The organism is Sorangium sp. So ce426 (assembly GCF_051475585.1).
GTDB lineage: Bacteria > Myxococcota_A > Polyangia > Polyangiales > Polyangiaceae > Sorangium > Sorangium cellulosum_B.
Genome location: NZ_CP150341.1, coordinates 9,309,212 through 9,325,656 on the forward strand (window position 1 = coordinate 9,309,212; position 16,445 = coordinate 9,325,656).

Annotated in this window: 13 protein-coding genes and 1 pseudogene; 8 read left to right on the forward strand and 6 right to left on the reverse strand. The window is 71.3% G+C overall.

Features of this window, described 5'->3' with window-relative positions; genetic code table 11:
- Positions 1–301 precede the first annotated feature (301 nt).
- From WMF44_RS34810 to WMF44_RS34825, 4 genes are all read right to left on the reverse strand, one after another.
- Positions 302–520, reverse strand: coding sequence for a hypothetical protein (locus tag WMF44_RS34810; protein WP_044969688.1), 219 nt, complete (start codon positions 518–520; stop codon positions 302–304).
- A 237-nt stretch (positions 521–757) separates the two neighbouring features.
- Complete coding sequence (prs, locus tag WMF44_RS34815; RefSeq protein WP_437294351.1) at positions 758–1,681, reverse strand: ribose-phosphate diphosphokinase; 924 nt, start codon at positions 1,679–1,681, stop codon at positions 758–760.
- Complete coding sequence (locus WMF44_RS34820; RefSeq protein ID WP_437294352.1) at positions 1,678–3,705, reverse strand: class I SAM-dependent methyltransferase; 2,028 nt, start codon at positions 3,703–3,705, stop codon at positions 1,678–1,680. The genes prs and WMF44_RS34820 overlap by 4 nt, the downstream gene beginning before the upstream one ends.
- 8 nt (positions 3,706–3,713) lie before the next feature.
- The gene (locus tag WMF44_RS34825) at positions 3,714–4,739 is read right to left on the reverse strand and encodes a LolA family protein (RefSeq protein WP_437294353.1); all 1,026 of its coding nucleotides are present in this window, start codon (positions 4,737–4,739) and stop codon (positions 3,714–3,716) included.
- Between the two features lie 299 nt (positions 4,740–5,038).
- Here WMF44_RS34825 and WMF44_RS34830 point away from each other — a divergent pair, with 299 nt between their 5' ends.
- The 3 genes and pseudogenes from WMF44_RS34830 to WMF44_RS34840 all read left to right on the forward strand — a co-directional run bounded on the left by WMF44_RS34830 (position 5,039) and on the right by WMF44_RS34840 (position 7,129).
- Positions 5,039–6,313 carry a SpoIIE family protein phosphatase gene (locus WMF44_RS34830; protein ID WP_437294354.1) on the forward strand — a complete coding sequence of 425 codons (1,275 nt, stop codon included), beginning with the start codon at positions 5,039–5,041 and terminating at the stop codon, positions 6,311–6,313.
- Positions 6,314–6,418: 105 nt separating this feature from the next.
- Positions 6,419–6,565, forward strand: a pseudogene (locus tag WMF44_RS34835) (AIR synthase-related protein); the annotation flags it as partial.
- A 45-nt stretch (positions 6,566–6,610) separates the two neighbouring features.
- Positions 6,611–7,129 (forward strand): nuclear transport factor 2 family protein, encoded by a 519-nt coding sequence (locus WMF44_RS34840; protein ID WP_437301649.1) that lies wholly within the window; start codon positions 6,611–6,613, stop codon positions 7,127–7,129.
- Between the two features lie 1,289 nt (positions 7,130–8,418).
- Here the strand turns inward: WMF44_RS34840 and WMF44_RS34845 are convergent.
- Positions 8,419–9,534: an aminopeptidase gene (locus WMF44_RS34845; protein ID WP_437294355.1), complete on the reverse strand. Its 1,116-nt coding sequence runs from the start codon at positions 9,532–9,534 to the stop codon at positions 8,419–8,421.
- 99 nt (positions 9,535–9,633) lie between these two features.
- Entirely contained in the window at positions 9,634–10,980 is a 1,347-nt protein-coding gene (locus tag WMF44_RS34850; protein WP_437294356.1) for a class I SAM-dependent methyltransferase, read from the reverse strand.
- Between the two features lie 421 nt (positions 10,981–11,401).
- Between WMF44_RS34850 and WMF44_RS34855 the strand changes: the two genes are divergently transcribed.
- The 5 genes from WMF44_RS34855 (at position 11,402) to ureG (ending at position 16,389) form a co-directional block, all read left to right on the forward strand.
- Positions 11,402–12,265: an urease accessory protein UreD gene (locus WMF44_RS34855; RefSeq protein ID WP_437294357.1), complete on the forward strand. Its 864-nt coding sequence runs from the start codon at positions 11,402–11,404 to the stop codon at positions 12,263–12,265.
- A gap of 54 nt (positions 12,266–12,319) precedes the next feature.
- Complete coding sequence (gene ureA, locus WMF44_RS34860; RefSeq protein ID WP_437294358.1) at positions 12,320–13,021, forward strand: urease subunit gamma; 702 nt, start codon at positions 12,320–12,322, stop codon at positions 13,019–13,021.
- Entirely contained in the window at positions 13,018–14,733 is a 1,716-nt protein-coding gene (gene ureC, locus WMF44_RS34865; protein WP_437294359.1) for an urease subunit alpha, read from the forward strand. Before ureA ends, ureC begins: the two co-directional genes overlap by 4 nt.
- 123 nt (positions 14,734–14,856) lie before the next feature.
- A complete protein-coding gene (locus tag WMF44_RS34870) occupies positions 14,857–15,519 on the forward strand; it encodes an urease accessory protein UreF (RefSeq protein WP_437294360.1) in 663 nt (220 codons plus the stop codon).
- Between the two features lie 9 nt (positions 15,520–15,528).
- The gene (ureG, locus tag WMF44_RS34875; protein WP_437294361.1) at positions 15,529–16,389 is read left to right on the forward strand and encodes an urease accessory protein UreG; all 861 of its coding nucleotides are present in this window, start codon (positions 15,529–15,531) and stop codon (positions 16,387–16,389) included.
- The last annotated feature ends 56 nt before the right edge of the window (positions 16,390–16,445 follow it).

A 16,445-nucleotide genomic window follows, 5' to 3' on the forward strand; every position in this document is an offset into this window, starting at 1 on the left:
GCCGCGCCCGAGACGGCCCGCCCCAGGGCCCGCGCTCGAGGGGATGCGAAGACTCAACCCAGATCGAGGCCGCTGTCGCGGCGCCGGGTCGAGCGCGCGCCGGACCAGGACGGAGCCGTGACGCGCCGGGGCGCGATCGGCGCATGCTCACGCCGCGCCAGGCAGCGAAGCGCGAGCACGTCCTGGACATGAGCGCGCCTCCACCCGAAGCGCGAAGGCGGCGTTGTCCAGGTCAGGATCGGGAGAGGAGAGATGGACTTCGGTCGAGAGCGCTCCGGCGGCGCCCTCGGCGGAGATGCCGCTACTTCTTGCCGAAAAGGCCGCCGAGCGAGCCTGCGAGGCTGCCGACGTCGAGGTTGGCGATGGCGGGGGCCGCCGCGCCGAGCGCGGTTTCGACGTGGGCCGCGAGCGGCGCGGGGAGCTTCTCTTTCAGAAAGCCGACCACCGTCTCCACGGCCACGCGGGCCTTGTCTTCCGAGATGCCAACCTTCTCTGCGACCTGCCGTACCAGCTCGTCCATGGCCTCGACGCTCATCCTTTCTGCGCGAGCCGCGCTCGCCGCGAGAGCATCCACGCGCCGATCGGCGCCGGCAAGGGAATTCGGCGCCGGGCTCGGCGCTCTCCCTCTCTCCGGTCGTCGTCCGAACATCCTCGGCAGCTCGGATCGTCCATCGTCAGAGGCATCGTCAGAGGCATCGTCAGAGGCATCGTCAGAGGCATCGTCAGAGGCATCGTCAGAGGCCTCGCCGGAGGTGCCCTATGTCTCCCGCTCGAGCGCGCGCACCAGCAGCGGCGCCACCGAGCGCAGGGCGCCGGGCGCGTCGGCGAGCTGCTGGCTGCCAGGGTGCGAGTCGGTCCCGAGCAGCGTCGTGAACACGGAAGCCGCCCTGATCTTCTCGAGCGAGTCGCCCGGCAAGACGAGGTGGCTCGCGACGGCGTGGACCTTGGATGCGCCGGCGGCGAGGTAGGCGCGCCCCGCCTGGACGAGCGATGAGCCGGTGCGGACCATGTCATCGTAGATGACGACCTCGCGGCCCGAGACATCGGCGTTGATGCCGGTCACGCCGACGCCATCGCCTCTCCGCTCCTTGTACACGAACGCCGGCTCGACGCCGAGGCCGCGGGCGAGGCTCTGCACCCATTTGGCCCGACCGGCGTCCGTCGCCGCCAGCACGTACGGGCGATCGCCCATCAGCTCGCGGATCGCCTGCGTGATGAGCGGAGCGCCGTAGAGGTGGCGCGTCACGTGCGAGTCGCTGAAGTAGAACTCGATGCCATCGGTGTGCAGATCGAAGAGGAAGATGCGCGTGCCCGCGTCGCACGAGGGGATCGCCGAGATGAGCCGCGCCCGCGTCTTCGCGGTCACCACCTCGCCCGGCTTCACGGCCCTCTCCATGGTCGCGTAGCCGAAATAAGGCATCACGATGGAGAGCGACCGCGCGCCCGCGCGCGAGATGGCGCAGCCGAGGTCGTAGATCTCCAGCCAGTCGAGGTCCCGAGGGGCGCCGCCGAGCAGGACCACGTCGCGCCCCCAGCAGTCGACCGCGACGCGCAGGTAGCGCTCGCCGTCGGGGAAGCTCTTGCGCTCGACGAGGCCGCGCTCGAAGTCGCCCGCGGCCAGGAAGGCAGGCTCGAGGTAGCTGTACGAGCTGATCGTGATGAGCAGGCGCCGCTGGCTCATCGCGCACCTCGGCGGGTCGTCCGGGCCGGCGCGGCGGGCCCTCGGCGCGCGCCCCGGGCGGGCGCGGCCTTGCCTGCCTTCGCGAACGGCGAGGCCTTGCCTGCCTTCGCGAACGGCGAGGCCTTCGCTGCCTTCGCGGGCGGCGTGGCCTTGACGGACGGCGCGCCCTCTCGGGCCCGCGCGGGCGGCGCGGCCACGCTGGCGAGGACGCTCTTCAGGTGGGACTCCGCGCCTGGTTCGCTGGGAAAATCGACGGGATCGGGGAGATCTTTCATCTGCACGACGTCGCATCCTGCTTCACGCGCGGCCTCGTGCAAATGGCGCCGGAACCTGGCGCGCGCGATGCCGCGGTGGTTGGTGCAGGCGAGCAGCCTGCCGCCCGGGGCGAGCACGCGGAAGGCGAGCGCTGCGAGCGCGCCGAAATCGCTCGCAGCGCTGAAGCGGCTCTTCTTCGTTGTCGCGAAGCTCGGCGGATCGAGCACGACGAGGTCGAAGCGCCGGTCGGACTGGGCGGCGGCCTTCAGCCACGGGAACACGTCGGCCTCGACAACGACGTGCGCCGCCGGGTCCGCGCCGATCGCGGCGAGGTTGTCGCGCGCCCAGGCGACCACGCCCCGGGACACGTCGACCGTCACGCTCTCGCGCGCGCCGCCCGCCACGGCCGCCACGGTGAACGCCCCCGTGTAGGCGAACAGGTTCAGCACCCGGGCCCCCCGGGCCAGCTCCCGCACCCGCCGCCGGTTCTCGCGCTGGTCGAGGAAGATGCCGGTCGAGAGCCCGTCGCCGAGCCGCACCTTGAACGGCAAGCCGTGCTCGAGGACGGTGAACTCCTCCGGGGCGTCCTCCCCCCGGACGGCGTGCCGCGGCGCGAACTCCTCGCGCCGCGCGTCGACGATGACGCTCGCGTGCTTCGGGCGCGCCTTGAGGTAGACGCCCTTCGCCCCGAGCCGGTGGGCCGCGTCGAGCACGAGGTCCCGCGGCGGCGCGCCCGGCTCGCCGTCGCCCGCGCCGAACAGCGACACGACGAGGTGCTCGCGGTACAGGTCGACGGAGACGGAGGGGAGGCCGTCGCCCGCGCCATGGACGAGCCGGAGCGCCGTGGTGTCGCCGGCGCGCGCGATCCCGTACCGCCGCTCGGCGGCCTCGCGCATGGCGCGCTCGACGGCCGCGACGCCGCCCGCGTACGGGTCCGCCGGCGCGGCCGCGAGCCACGCCTCGAAGACTGCGGGCAGCCGCGAGCGGAAGGCCGCGGCCGCGCCCGTGGCCGGGTGATCGAGGCGGAGCTCGACGGCGTGCAGGAGCAGGCGCGGGGCCTCGGGGCCGCCGTAGAGCGGATCGCCGGCGATGGGGAGGCCGATCGCCGCGAGCTGCACCCGCAGCTGATGCGTGCGGCCTGTCTCGGGCCGGAGCTCGAGCAGGGCGCGGTCGCCGCGGCGCTCGAGGAGGCGGTAGCGGGTGATCGCCAGCACGCCGCTCGCGGCCCGATCCTCTCTCCCTGCGGGCCGATCCTCTCGCTTCGCGGCCCGATCCTCTCGCCCCGCGGCCCGATCCTCTCGCTTCGCGGCCCGCTCCTCCCGCCTCGCGGCCCGTTCCTCTCGCGCCCCGCCGGTCTCGGCGAGCGCGCGCATCGCACCTCCCGGCGCCGGGACGAGGCGGTGCCGCAGGGTGCCGCGCGGCGGGCGATCGCCGAAGCCGGAGACCGCGGCGACGTACGTCTTCTGCACCGTGCGCCCCTCGAACTGCCGCGCGACGGCCGCGTTCGCCTCACGCCGCCGCGTGAACAGGAGGACGCCCGACGTGTCGCGATCGAGCCGCTGGTGGATCCCGAGGTACGCCTCCGCGTCGCCCCGGCCGCGGAGGAAGGCGCGGAGGCGCGTCACCATGTCGTCGATCCGCTCCGCCTCCGGCGCGTGCGTCGACAGGCCAGCCGGCTTGTCGACGACGATGAGATCGCCATCCTCGGCGAGGATCCATTCCGGATGGATGTCGGGAAAGAGCTCCGAGAGCGAGAGGCGCGGGGTCATCAGTTCTGTCAGTTCTGCTTGACGTCGGTGCCGGGCGGCGCCGTGAACTGGAACTCCGCCGGATCGATCGACGCGGGCTGCGACGCGTTCTCGAAGTCGAACCGGTTCCGGTTGCCCTGCGCGTCGACGATGAGGACGCGGCGCACGACGCCAGGGTCCTTCTTCGCGAGGAGCGCCTTGTCGATATAGAACATCACGAAGTCGTAGTGGGGAGTCGGCGCCCGCGGCTTGCCGACGAGCACGGGGCCGCCCTCGAACTTCGCCTTGTCGTTGAAGGTGAACGTGAACGACGGGCGGAGCCCGTGGCCCATGAGGAACGAGAGGGCGCCCGGATACTCCGAGTTCTGCACCGGCGTGACGAACATCTGCCGGTCCTCGGCGACGTAGACCTTGAGCGACACGCCGTCGGAGACGATGCGGTTCTGGTTCGGCGGATCGTAGCGAAACGAGATCCTGTCCGGCTTCTGGACCGACAGCGTACCGCTCTGCTTCTTGACGGCCCCCGAGACCTTCTGCGTGTGCTCCTGCTTGAAGCGGGCGGAATATGTATTCTTGCCCACGAAGATCGCGTCGACCTCGGCCGCGACGGCATCCGCGGATCCCACCTCGGCGGGCGGCACCGCGGGCGGCGCCGCCGTGCCGGGCGCGGGCGCGGAGGTCGCCGCCGGCGCCTCGGCGCGCCCTCCGCCCGCGTCGCGCGCCGCCGCGTCGCCGGCGGGCGTCCCCGCGTCGCGCGCCGCCGCCGCGGCGCCCGCGTCCTCGCGCTTCCGGCCCGCGTCCTCCGCCGGCACGCCCGCGTCGGCCGGCGCCCCCGCGTCCGTCGTCGGAGCGCCCGGGCCGGCGGCCGCCGCGGGGGCGCTCGCCTGCGGCGGCGCGTCGGCCGGCTGCGGCGTCGCGTCGACCGGCTGCGGCTGGGCCGGCGCGGCGGAGGGCGAGGCGTCGGGCGCCGCGCCGGCGGGCGCGGGCGGCGCGTCGCAGGCCGCCACGACCAGGGCAGCGGCCGGGACGAGGGCGACGAGGCGGAGGCGGTTCATCGAAGAGCTCGCTTTCAAGGAGAGTGCGTCGCGTGTTCTAGGACAGGTAGGGCCGAGGTGGTAGCGCCGACCTCCACCACCGCCCCGAGCCCCGCGCCGGCGGCATCGACGGCGATCTCGCAGCGTCGCCGGGGCGCTCGCGGCCGTCGTCGCTCGAAAATTGGGCCGCGCCGAGGCCAGGAACGGCCAGGAACGCCGGCGCGCGCCGGGGCACGCGCTGGCGACGACGGCGTCTCGAGCACCCGGGGCGAGACCATGTCTTGACCCCTATTTCCACGTAGCCCAAACTCTCCGGCCGCATGCGCGCCGGCACTCCCTCCCTGATCGATGCGTCGTCGCTCATCCTGATCCTGGACGTCTCGCGCAAGCTCGCGGCGCCGTGTGATCTCACGGAGCTGCTCGAGCTCATCATCAAGACGGGGCGGGAGGTGATAGGCGCCGACCGCGGGAGCGTCTTCCTCTACGACGAGGAGGCCAAGGAGCTTTACTCCCGTGTCGCCACGGGCGAGGCCCAGATCCGCGTCAGCATCGACAAGGGCATCGCCGGGGAGTGCGCGCGCAAGCGCCAGACCATCCTCGTCGACGACTGCTATTCCGACCCGCGGTTCAATCAGGAGATCGACCGCCGGACGGGGTATCACACCAAATCCCTCATCACGGTGCCGCTCATCGGGCTCGACGACAAGCTCGTCGGCGTGCTCCAGATGCTGAATTCGAAGGCGGACCACTTCGGCCCGGACGAGCGCGACGTGGCGGAGCTGCTCGCGGCGCAGGCGGCCGTCGCCGTGCAGCGCACGCTCCTGCTCGAGGAGCGCATGATCAAGCTGAAGCTCGAGCACGATCTCACCATCGCGCGCGACATCCAGCAGAACATCCTGCTGCGGCGGCTGCCGCGCTGCCCCGGCTACTCGCTGTCGGCGTTCAGCAAGCCGGCGGACGACACGGGCGGCGACATCTACGACGTCATCCGGCTCGACGAGCGCGTGGACATGTCGCCGATGCTCCTGCTGCTCGCCGACGCGGCCGGCCACGGCATCGGCCCCGCCCTCAGCGTGACCCAGTTCCGCGCGATGCTCCGCATCGGCCTGCGCCTCTCGGCCGACATGGACGCGCTCATGCACCACGTGAACCAGCAGCTCATCGAGGACCTGCCGAACGACCGCTTCATCACGGCGTTCCTCGGCATCCTCGACCCGACGACGCACCAGCTCCGCTTCCACGCGGCCGGGCAGGGGCCGCTGCTCCACTACCGGGCGGCCGAAGGCCAGGTCGTGTGGCGCGATCCGTCGACCGTCCCGCTCGGCATGTTCAAGGATCTCGACCTGCCCCCGATGCCGCCCCTCGTGATGGCCCCGGGTGATCTCCTCGTGCTGCTGACGGACGGCTTCTACGAGTACCAGGACGCCGCCGGGCAGGTGTTCGGCAAGGAGCGCGTCGGCGACCTCATCCACCGCCTGCACGCGCGCCCCACGTCCGACATCCTGGGCGCGCTCCTCGCCGAGGTGCGCCGCTTCGCCGGCTCGGCCAAGCAGATCGACGACCTGACGGCGCTGCTCGTGAAGCGCGACGCCTAGAGCGAACCCGAGCGGGGCCCACCCGTCGTACATCGAGCCCTACCAGGGCGCGGCCACCGGCGTCGGCGGCATCCTGCGCGGCGTCTTCACGATGGGCGCGCCCGGCTCACGCCGTACGAGATGCTGCTGAGCGAGTCGCAGGAGCGCATGCTGCTCGTCGCGAAGCCCGGGTGCGAGGCGCGCGTCATCGAGATCTGCACGAAGTGGGAGCTCGACGCGGCGATCATCGGCAAGGTGACCGACACCGGCCGCTGCGGTTTCGCGCGCTCGCGCGGCGCCTTCGCCTATACTTGCAGGATGAAACGCTGGATCCCGCTCGGGCTCATCGCCGCCGGCGCCGTCCTCGGCGCGGCGGCGCTGCTGCTGTCGCCCTCCGAGGAGGAGCGGATCCGCGACCGGCTCACCCAGCTCGAGAACGCGGTGCGCATCGACGACGGCGAGCGGAATCCGCTGGTGCGCCACGGCCGCATTCGCGGTGAGTTCGCCGAGATCTTCGCGAAGGAGGCGAGCGCCCGCATCGCCGAGATCGGCGACAGCCTCCGCGGCCGCGACGAGCTCGCGAATGCGGCGACCCAGGCGGCGGTCGTCTATCAGACCGCGGAGGTGAGCCTGGGTGGCACGGAGATCCAGGTCGACCCGGCCGGCATGACGGCGGAGGTGACCGCCACCGCGACGGTCACGGGCGCCCGGCATGGGCACGAGGTCCGGCGCGACGAGCTGCCCGTGGTGCTGCGGCTCGAGAAGATCGACGGCGAGTGGAAGATCGTCTCTGCCACCGTCCACCCCAGGCACACACCCGGCGACGACGGCCGCTGACCGCGCTCAGACTCTGACGTCGGCCGCGGACAACCGCGCTCAGGCCCGAGACGCAGCCAACAGCGAGCTTCACGGCGTCGAGGGCGCGCCAGGGAAGCGCTCGTGCGCACAAAAAAAGAAAGGCCGGTCGGGAAGAACCCGCCGGCCTGAGGCCCGCTTTCGCGGACCCACCGGGACCGCACAGGAGCGCCGGTGGAGGGGAGTCCACCGGAGTCCTGGAGAGGCCCACGATCAGAAGAGATCAGAAGTCAGAAGAGAGAAGTCAGGAAAGCAATACGAAGCGCAATCAAGTAAAGAGCGAAGACAAAGCGAAGACGGGCGGAAGATTAAGATAATCCGAGAAGCCAGTCAATCCGAAAGATGAAGCTGAAGCGAAGTGCAAAGCGGAAACCGGAACCGAACGAGCAAGCTCAAGCAAAGCAGGGGAGAAGCTGAAGCGAAGCGGGAAGCAGGGTCAACATCGAGAGCGGCACAACAGATAAGAAAAGCTCAGACCGAGGTCTGACAAGCTGGTCATGCTAAGCCAACTCAATTGGCGACGCGCGTCGCGCGTGCCTCGCGCCATCCCTCCTTAATCGCCTCGTAAGGCGTCTGTCGTCACGTGAACCGAAGCTCTCCGCCGGCACCCGGCGACAAGTCAATCAAGGAGCCCGATACCGCAAGGGCCATGGCATCCGGGTGACGGCGGGGTCGCGATCGCTCGGCTAGCGCCGCCGATCACCTCGCTTGGCGTCTCCCCCGAAGACCGGGGCAGCATTGCGAAGGTCATGCCAGGGGTCCCCCCCTTCGAGTGTCCATTGAAACAGGACGACGAGCAGGGGCGACATCTGGTGGATACATAGAGCAACCGGCGGGCCAACGGCGAAGGAGCCGCGGTCCTGGCGCCCAGCAGCCAAAATTGCCGCTGAAACCCTCCCTCACGAGGCGAGCGCGCGACCCAGGAGGCCAGGGCCGGTCATACATTTCCGCAGGGACTGGTCCGATCCAGGGATGGGTTCAGATCCAGAACGCAAATACTACCTGGACATGAATATGTTCATCACCGAGCCGCTGGACGCCCCGCGTTGCACCGTGGAAGCGAAGAAGTGCACCAGGACAGGACGACTGCCATCGACGCTTTGCGTCGTATCTCGACGGCGTACTCCCCGCCAAAGGCGCAGCGCGCTACGCGGTGCAGCCCGCAATACGCAGCGCGGCGCGCAGCTCACCGCACATCGGCGCAGCGCACGGCACATGGCGCAGCGCACGGCACATAGCGCAGCTCGCGGCGCACAGCGCAGCTCGCTGGACTACCTGCAGCCGGCCTCGATGAGCGGCTCGACCACCCGGGCGATGTTCTCTTGGGGCGCGGAGAACTTGTGGCGTTCAAGCCTCCGCAACGCGCCCAGGAACCTCGGCCAGCTGCCACCGCAGGTCGCGAGCAGCGCCCGGAGCTCCGGAGTCCCCGAGTTGTAGACGCGGAACTGCACGAGCGACGCGTTGTTGATCGGACGCCGCGCCCCGATGTCGGCCTTGAGCCGGGCGAGCACCGCGTCCTTCTCCGCCCGCTTCTCGGCGTCGGGCGCCGGGGACGCATACAGCCGATTGAGGTGGACGTAGGCCGCGTGCAGCGCGCGCGTCCGCACCTCGCTCCTCTCCAGCTCCCTCATGTAGGCCGTCTTCTCCGCGGAGAAGGGGCCCACCCGCTCGTCCAGGTAATGCTTGGTGAGCTCGTCCCCGACGAAGCTCGCGAGGCTCTCGTTCAACCGCGTCTGCCCCTTCACGTACAGCGTCGCGTGCAGCGACTCGTGGAGCACCACGTTGGCGAGATCGCCGAGCGCCTCGTCCCCGTCCGAGATCATCGTGGACAGGACCGGATCCTCGAGCCAGCCGAGCGTCGAGTAGGCGCCCGCCGGACGCACGTCGACGTCCCAGCCGGCCGCCTTCAGCGGCGCCGCGAACGCCTTGGCATCCTTGAGATCGAACCACCCCATGTAGGGGACCGTACCCACGATAGGAAAACTCCACGTCTTCGAGCGGAACCGCAGCGGCTCACACGCGCTCACCACCCAGACAGCGGCTGGGCGATCGAGCTCGACATACGTCCTGTAATTGCCGGTCGGGGTCAGCCCGTGGCGCTCCCCGAAGCGCTTGATGTGCGGGACCTCGCGCAGCAGCGCGCGCGTCCGCCACGGCTTGCGGGCGTCGAAGGCGGCGTCCTCGAGCGACTCGGCGCGCCAGGCCATCGAGAGCTGGCCGACGCTCGCCTGCGCGATGTAGCGGACCTGGGTACACGACGCGAGCAGGAGACAGAGCGCGACGAGCCCCGCGGCGGCGCAGACCAGGCGCGCCGCGGAGCGAGGGCGCGACACGGACCACGAGGGCGCGGCGCCGCGACGGGCGCTGGCCGCAAGCCTTTCGCTCATCCTTAGCTGATAGCTGGCCGCGCGGGCTTAACAAGCTCTTCCGCGCGATGGACGCGCGCCCCACCGGCGCGCGTGGGGCGCGCGGGCGCGCCCGACAGATCAGGACGGCAGCGCCGCCCCCCACGAACTGAGCTGCACGGTCGGGACGATCGGCGCGCGTTCCCGCAACGAGTGCTCCTCCGTGGCATACAGGGGCTCGCGTGCGAGGGGGTAGTCGCGTGGAGCCCCGTTCGCCAGCACCATCTGGATGGCGCCGAGGTGCCCGCTGCGGAACGCGGCGGCCGCGCACGCGAGATAGAACTCCCACGTCCTCATGAAGGCGCCGTCGAAGCCGGTGACCCGCTCGATCTTCTCCCTGTTCTCCAGGAAGTTACGGCGCCAGCAGCGCGCCGTGAGCGCGGAGTGGCGCCGCAGGTTCTCCGCGTCGAGCACGTCGAGGCCGCGCGCCGAGGCGCGCGTCGCCATCCCCTGGAGCGAAGGAGGCCAGTACCCCGGGAAGATGTGCTTTTGCAGGAAGGGGTCAGTCCGCGACGACTCCTGCTCTCTCGTGACGCTCTCGAGCAGGCACACGCCGCCCGGGGCGAGCAGCGCCTTCACCCTGTCATAGAACACCTCGATCCGGCGCTCGCCGGCGTGGCACATCGAGCCCAGGGAGACGAGCCGATCCCACCGCGGCTCGTCCTCGAGCTCGTCGCAGCTCATCACGCGGACCTCGACCGGGAGCCGCCGCGCCGCCGCCTGCTCGCGGATGTACCTCGCCTGGTTCTCGCAGAGGGTGATACCGAGGCACTGCACCCCGTACGCCTCCGCGGCGTGGAACATGAGGTGCCCCCATCCGCAGCCGAGATCCACGAGCCGCTGCCCGCGCCGGAGCGCGAGCTTCCGCGCGACGAGGGAGATCTTGTGCGCCTGCGCGTCGTCGAGCGTCTCGCCCGGAGCGCTGAAGTAGCCGCACGACGTCTGGAGGCGCCTGTCCAGGTAAAGAGGGTAAAAGTCGTTGCCCAGCCCATAGTGACGCTCGACGGCGAGCCTCTCGCGCTTCGCCGCCCCGGAGAGCAGCCCGAGCCGGAGCGCGTCGAGCACGCCCGAGAGGCCGCGGTCGAACGACGACGACGCGGGCACGAGGCGCGGCAGGCGCGCCTCCACGGACCGCGCGAGCTGGAACAGCCCGGCGAGCGAGTCCTCGAGATCTCCCTCGAACGTGACCTCGCGCCGGACATACGCCTCACCGAGGCCGAGCGTGCCCCGGAGCGCCGCCTCGCAGAGCGACCGACGCGTCCTGAACGTCACGGCGAACTCGGGCGCGCCCGCGCCGAAGCGCAGCCGCTCGCCGCCCCAGAAGCGCAGCTCGAACGGGGTCCCGCCGTGGCGCTCCAGCAGGCGCGACGCCGCTTCCTTGAACCGACGAGACCACGGCGGCATTTCGCCCTTCCTGACGATGAACATCGGACCCCCTCCGCGGCCCCCCGGCCGCCCGACGAGCTGACCCGAGCTGGGCTTTCCCGTCAAGCAACATGTCATCCATGCAAACGACATCACAACGAGTCACGTAACGCCCACGGCGGCCGGCGGACACCCAGGACACGCGCTGTCGTCAGGGACAGGAGGAACGCAGTGGCTGGCTCGCTGGTAGCACCGTAGTGGTGTTCGGGAGAGCCCTGACAGCATGCTCACATGTCCGGGATGTTTCATGTTCCCGGCGAAGGAGGGAAATCGGGAAGATGACTCGAATTTCTCCCTACCTTCCTGGTCGTGTTCCTGGTCGCGTGACGTGCGCATCCCCTGTGTGCGCCGCGCCCCCTGGCGCCCGGTACGCGCCTGTGCTCCCTCGCGCCCGGGGCGCGGTCCGTGGTACGCACGCCGGCCCGTGAGCACGCCCAGCGATCCTGCCGCCGCCCTGCGAGACCCGCCGCCGCCCGCGCGGCGCGCGGGGAAGGCCGGCAGCGGTGAGCTCGTGTTCGCGCGAGTCGGAGCGCGCACCGTGCTCGAGAAGGCGCTCGCCAGGAGCCCGCTCAAGCTGCTCGCTCCGAAGAACCACGGGCAGGCAGCGTGGGTGTTCGTCGCGAGCTTCGGCGGCGGCCTCGTCGGCGGCGACGAGCTCCACCTCCACGCGCGCGTCGGTCGCGGGGCCGCCGCGCTGCTCAGCACCCAGGCCTCGACCAAGGTCTACCGCTCGCCCCTCGTCAGCCGCCAGCGCCTCGAGGCCGAGGTTCAAGCAGGCGGGCTCCTCGTCGCGATCCCCGATCCGGTCGTCTGCTTCGCGGGCTCGCGGTACGAGCAGGACATCGACGTCGCGCTCGCCGACGACGCGTCGCTCGTGCTCGTCGACGCGCTGTCCTCGGGCCGGAGCGCGCGAGGCGAGCGCTGGGCGTTCGACCGGTACGCGTCGCGCGTCCGGGTGAGCCGCGGCGGGCGGGCCGTGCTGCTCGACGCGACGCGGCTCGATCCCGCGCACGGCGCGCTGCCCGAGCGCATGGGGCGCTTCGACGCGCTCGCGACGCTCGTCGCGCTCGGCCCGCGCGCCGCGAGCGCGGCGGAGGCGCTGCTCGCGCCGCGGCCGCCGCCCGAGCGGCGCGCCGAGCTCGTCGCGTCGGCGAGCCCGCTCCGGGGCGGCGGCGCCGTCGTGCGCGTCGCGGGCACGAGCGTCGAGCGCGTGGCCGGCTTCCTCCGCGGCGCGCTCGGCTTCCTCGCGGGTGAGCTCGGTGATGATCCGTTCGCACGAAAGTGGTAGCGTCGCGCCGCGCCGGCAAAGCCGCGGCGTCGCCGCGCCGGAGAGAGGGCGAACATGCACCTTGCGCCTCGTGATCTCGACAAGCTCGTGCTGCACGGCGCGGGCGTCCTCGCCCAGAAGCGCCTCGCGCGCGGGGTCAGGCTCAACTACCCGGAGGCCGTCGCGCTCATCGCGACGCAGATCCTCGAGCTGATCCGCGACGGCCGCAGCGTCGCCGAGCTCATGGACGTCGGCCGCCGCCTTCTCGGACGCGCGCAGGTGATGGCCGGCGTCCCCGAGATGATCGCCGAGGTCCAGGTGGAGGGGACCTTCCCCGACGGGACGAAGCTCGTCACCGTCCACCACCCGATCGCGCTCGAGCACGGCGATCTCGCGCTCGCGCTGTACGGCAGCTTCCTCCCCGTGCCCGACGTGTCGCTCTTCCAGCCGGCAGGCCAGGCAGAGGTGACGGCCGAGCCGGCGCCCGGCGAGGTGCTCGTGAAGCCCGGCGAGATCGAGCTCTCCCCCGGCCGGCGGCGGCTCGCCCTCCCCGTGAAGAACCTGGGCGACCGGCCGATCCAGGTGGGCAGCCACTACCCGTTCTCGGAGACGAACCGCGCGCTCGAGTTCGACCGGGCGGCGGCGGCGGGGATGCGGCTCGACATCCCCGCGGGCACCGCGGTCCGCTTCGAGCCGGGCGACGAGAAGACGATCACGCTGGTGCAGGTCGGCCCGCACGGGGCGGCGCACGCCGCGCGGGAGGAGCAGCAGGCATGAGCCACAGGATGCAGCGGCGGCACTATGTCGATATCTACGGGCCGACGGTCGGCGACCGGGTGCGGCTCGGCGACACCGGCCTCATCGCCGAGGTCGAGCGGGATCACACGTCGTACGGCGACGAGTGCAAGTTCGGCGGCGGCAAGGTGCTGCGCGATCGCATGGGGCAGATGGCCGGCGCCTCGAACGACGAGGCGCTCGACTGCGTCATCACGAACGCGCTCATCGTCGACTGGACCGGCGTCTACAAGGCCGACATCGGCATCAAGCGCCGCCGCATCGCGGCGATCGGCAAGGCCGGCAACCCGAAGGTGATGGCCGGCGTCACGCCGGGCATGATCGTCGGCGTGACGACGGAGGTCATCGCGGGCGAGGGCCACATCGTCACGGCCGGGGGCGTCGACGCGCACATCCATTTCATCTGCCCGCAGCAGGGGTACGAGGCGCTCGCGTCGGGCGTCACCACGTTCGTCGGCGGCGGCACGGGCCCGGCGACGGGCACGAACGCGACGACGTGCACCCCGGGCGCCCGCCACATCTCGCTGATGCTGCAGGCGACGGACGTCCTGCCGCTCAACATCGGCCTCACGGGCAAGGGCAACACCTCGTCGCCCGAGGGGCTGCTCGAGCAGGTGCGCGCCGGGGCCGTCGGGCTGAAGCTGCACGAGGACTGGGGGACGACCCCGCCCGCCATCGACTGCTGCCTCGGCTTCGCCGAGCACGAGGACATCCAGGTCACGCTCCACACCGACACGCTGAACGAGTCGGGCTACGTCGACGACTCCATCGCGGCGTTCAAGGGCAGGACGATCCACTCCTACCACTCCGAGGGCGCGGGCGGCGGGCACGCGCCCGACATCCTGCGCATCTGCGGCGAGCCGAACGTCATCCCGAGCTCGACGAACCCGACGCGCCCGTACACCGTCAACACGCTCGACGAGCACCTCGACATGCTCATGGTCTGCCACCACCTCGACCGGAACATCCCGGAGGACGTGGCGTTCGCCGAGAGCCGCATCCGCGGCGAGACCATCGCGGCCGAGGACATCCTGCACGACCTCGGCGCGATCAGCATCATCTCGAGCGACAGCCAGGCGATGGGCCGCGTCGGCGAGGTGATCACGAGGACGTGGCAGACCGCGCACAAGATGCGGGATCAGCGCGGCCGGTTGCCCGAGGAGCAGGGCGACAACGACAACCTCCGGATCCGCCGCTACGTGGCCAAGTACACGATCAACCCGGCCATCGCGCACGGCATGTCCCACGAGATCGGGTCGGTCGAGCCGGGCAAGCTCGCGGACCTCGTGCTGTGGCGGCCCCAGATGTTCGGCGTGCGCCCGGAGCTCGTCATCAAGGGCGGCCTCATCGCCTGGGCGCAGATGGGCGATCCGAACGCGTCGATCCCGACGCCTCAGCCGTACTACATGCGCCCGATGTTCGGCTCGCTCGGCGCGGCGGTCGGCGAGACGAGCATCGCGTTCGTGTCGAGCCGCGCCATGGACGAGGGGAGCATCCGCCGGCTCGACCTGAAGAAGCGCCTCTCGGCGGTCCGCCGGTGCCGCAAGATCGGCAAGGCCGACATGCGCCTCAACAACACGCTCCTGCCGATCACGGTCGATCCAGAGACGTACGAGGTGAGGGCCGGCGGCGAGCTCCTCCGCTGCGACCCCGCGAAGATCCTGCCCCTCGCGCAGAGGTACTGCCTCTTCTGAGGCGGGGAGCCCGCGCTCGGCCGCTCCGCGCCTGCGGGTTCACCCTTCGCTCCGTCTGCTTCCGTCTGCTTCCGTCTGCTTCCGTCTGCTTCCGTCTGCTTCCGTCTGCTTCCATCCGCGCGCATGAACAGGTGGCTCCTCCTCCAGCTCTCCGACTCCGCGTTCCCGGTCGGAGGGTTCGCGCACTCCGCAGGCCTGGAGGCGGCGGTGCAGCTCGGTGAGGTCGGACCCGGGAGCGCGCTCTCGTCGTTCGTCGCGAGCGCGCTCTGGCAGGTGGGCCTCGGCGCGCTGCCGCTCGTGCGGGCCGCGCACGAGCGCCCGCTCGACATCGCGGCCGTCGACGACGCCTGCGACGCCTTCCTCGTGAACCACGTCGCGAACCGGGCGAGCCGGACGCAGGGCCGCGCGTTCCTCGCGACGAGCGCGCGCGTCTTCCCCTCCGCCGAGATCCGCCGCCTCGACGCCGCCGTGCGGGCGCGGGAGGCGCTCGGCCACCACGCGCCGGCGTTCGGCGCGACCCTCGCGGCGCTCGGCGTCCCGCGCGAGGACGCGCAGGCCGTCTACCTGCACGCCTCGCTCCGCGGCGTCGTCTCGGCGGCGGTGCGCCTCGGGCTCATCGGGCCGCTGGAGGCACAACGACTGCAACTCGAGAGCGCGCCGCTCCTCGACGCGGTGCTCCATGAGTGTGAAGATCACGGCGTCGACGAGCTCGCGCAGCCGGCGCCGCTCCTCGATCTCTTCGGGGCCACGCAGGATCGGCTCTACTCGCGTCTCTTTCAATCGTGAGGTGACAGCATGCACGACCCCGGGGAGCACGGGCACGGGCACAACGGCCACGACCACGACCACGACCACGACCACGACCACGTTCACGACCACGTTCACGGAGACGCGCACGCGCACGCGCACGGAGACGCGCACGCGCACGCGCACGGAGACGCGCACGCGCACGCGCACGGGCACACGCACGAGCACTGGGCGCATCCGGGGCTCTTCAGCGAGCGGGAGGCGCCGAAGGACCGCGATTTTTCGGCGCGCGCGTTCACGGTGGGGATCGGGGGGCCCGTCGGCAGCGGCAAGACGGCGCTCGTGCTCGCGCTCTGCCGCGCGCTGCGCGACAGGATGCCGCTCGGCGTCGTCACGAACGACATCTTCACCCAGGAGGACGCCGAGTTCCTGCACCGCAACAAGGCGCTTCCGCCGGAGCGCATCCGCGCGGTGGAGACCGGAGGCTGCCCGCACGCGGCGATCCGCGAGGACATCAGCCACAACCTCGTCGCGCTCGACGACCTCATGGATCACGTCGCGCCCGCGCTCCTCATCGTCGAGAGCGGCGGCGACAACCTCGCCGCCCAGTACAGCCGGGAGCTCGTCGACTACACGATCTACGTGATCGACGTCGCCGGCGGCGACAAGGTGCCGCGCAAGGGCGGACCGGGGATCACGCAGTCGGATCTGCTCGTCATCAACAAGACCGATCTCGCTCCGCACGTCGGCGCCGACCTCGGCGTCATGGAGCGAGACGCCCGGAGGATGCGGGGCGACGGGCCGTTCCTGTTCGCGCAGTGCAACCGGAGCGAGGGAGTCCCCGAGATCATTGACCACATCCTCTCCGCCATGCGCCGCGCGACCACCACGGCGCCTCCCGCGAAATAGGCCCCTATCGCGCGCCTCCCGCTGCGAGAAGCGCTCACGCTCCACAGGAGTCGGCA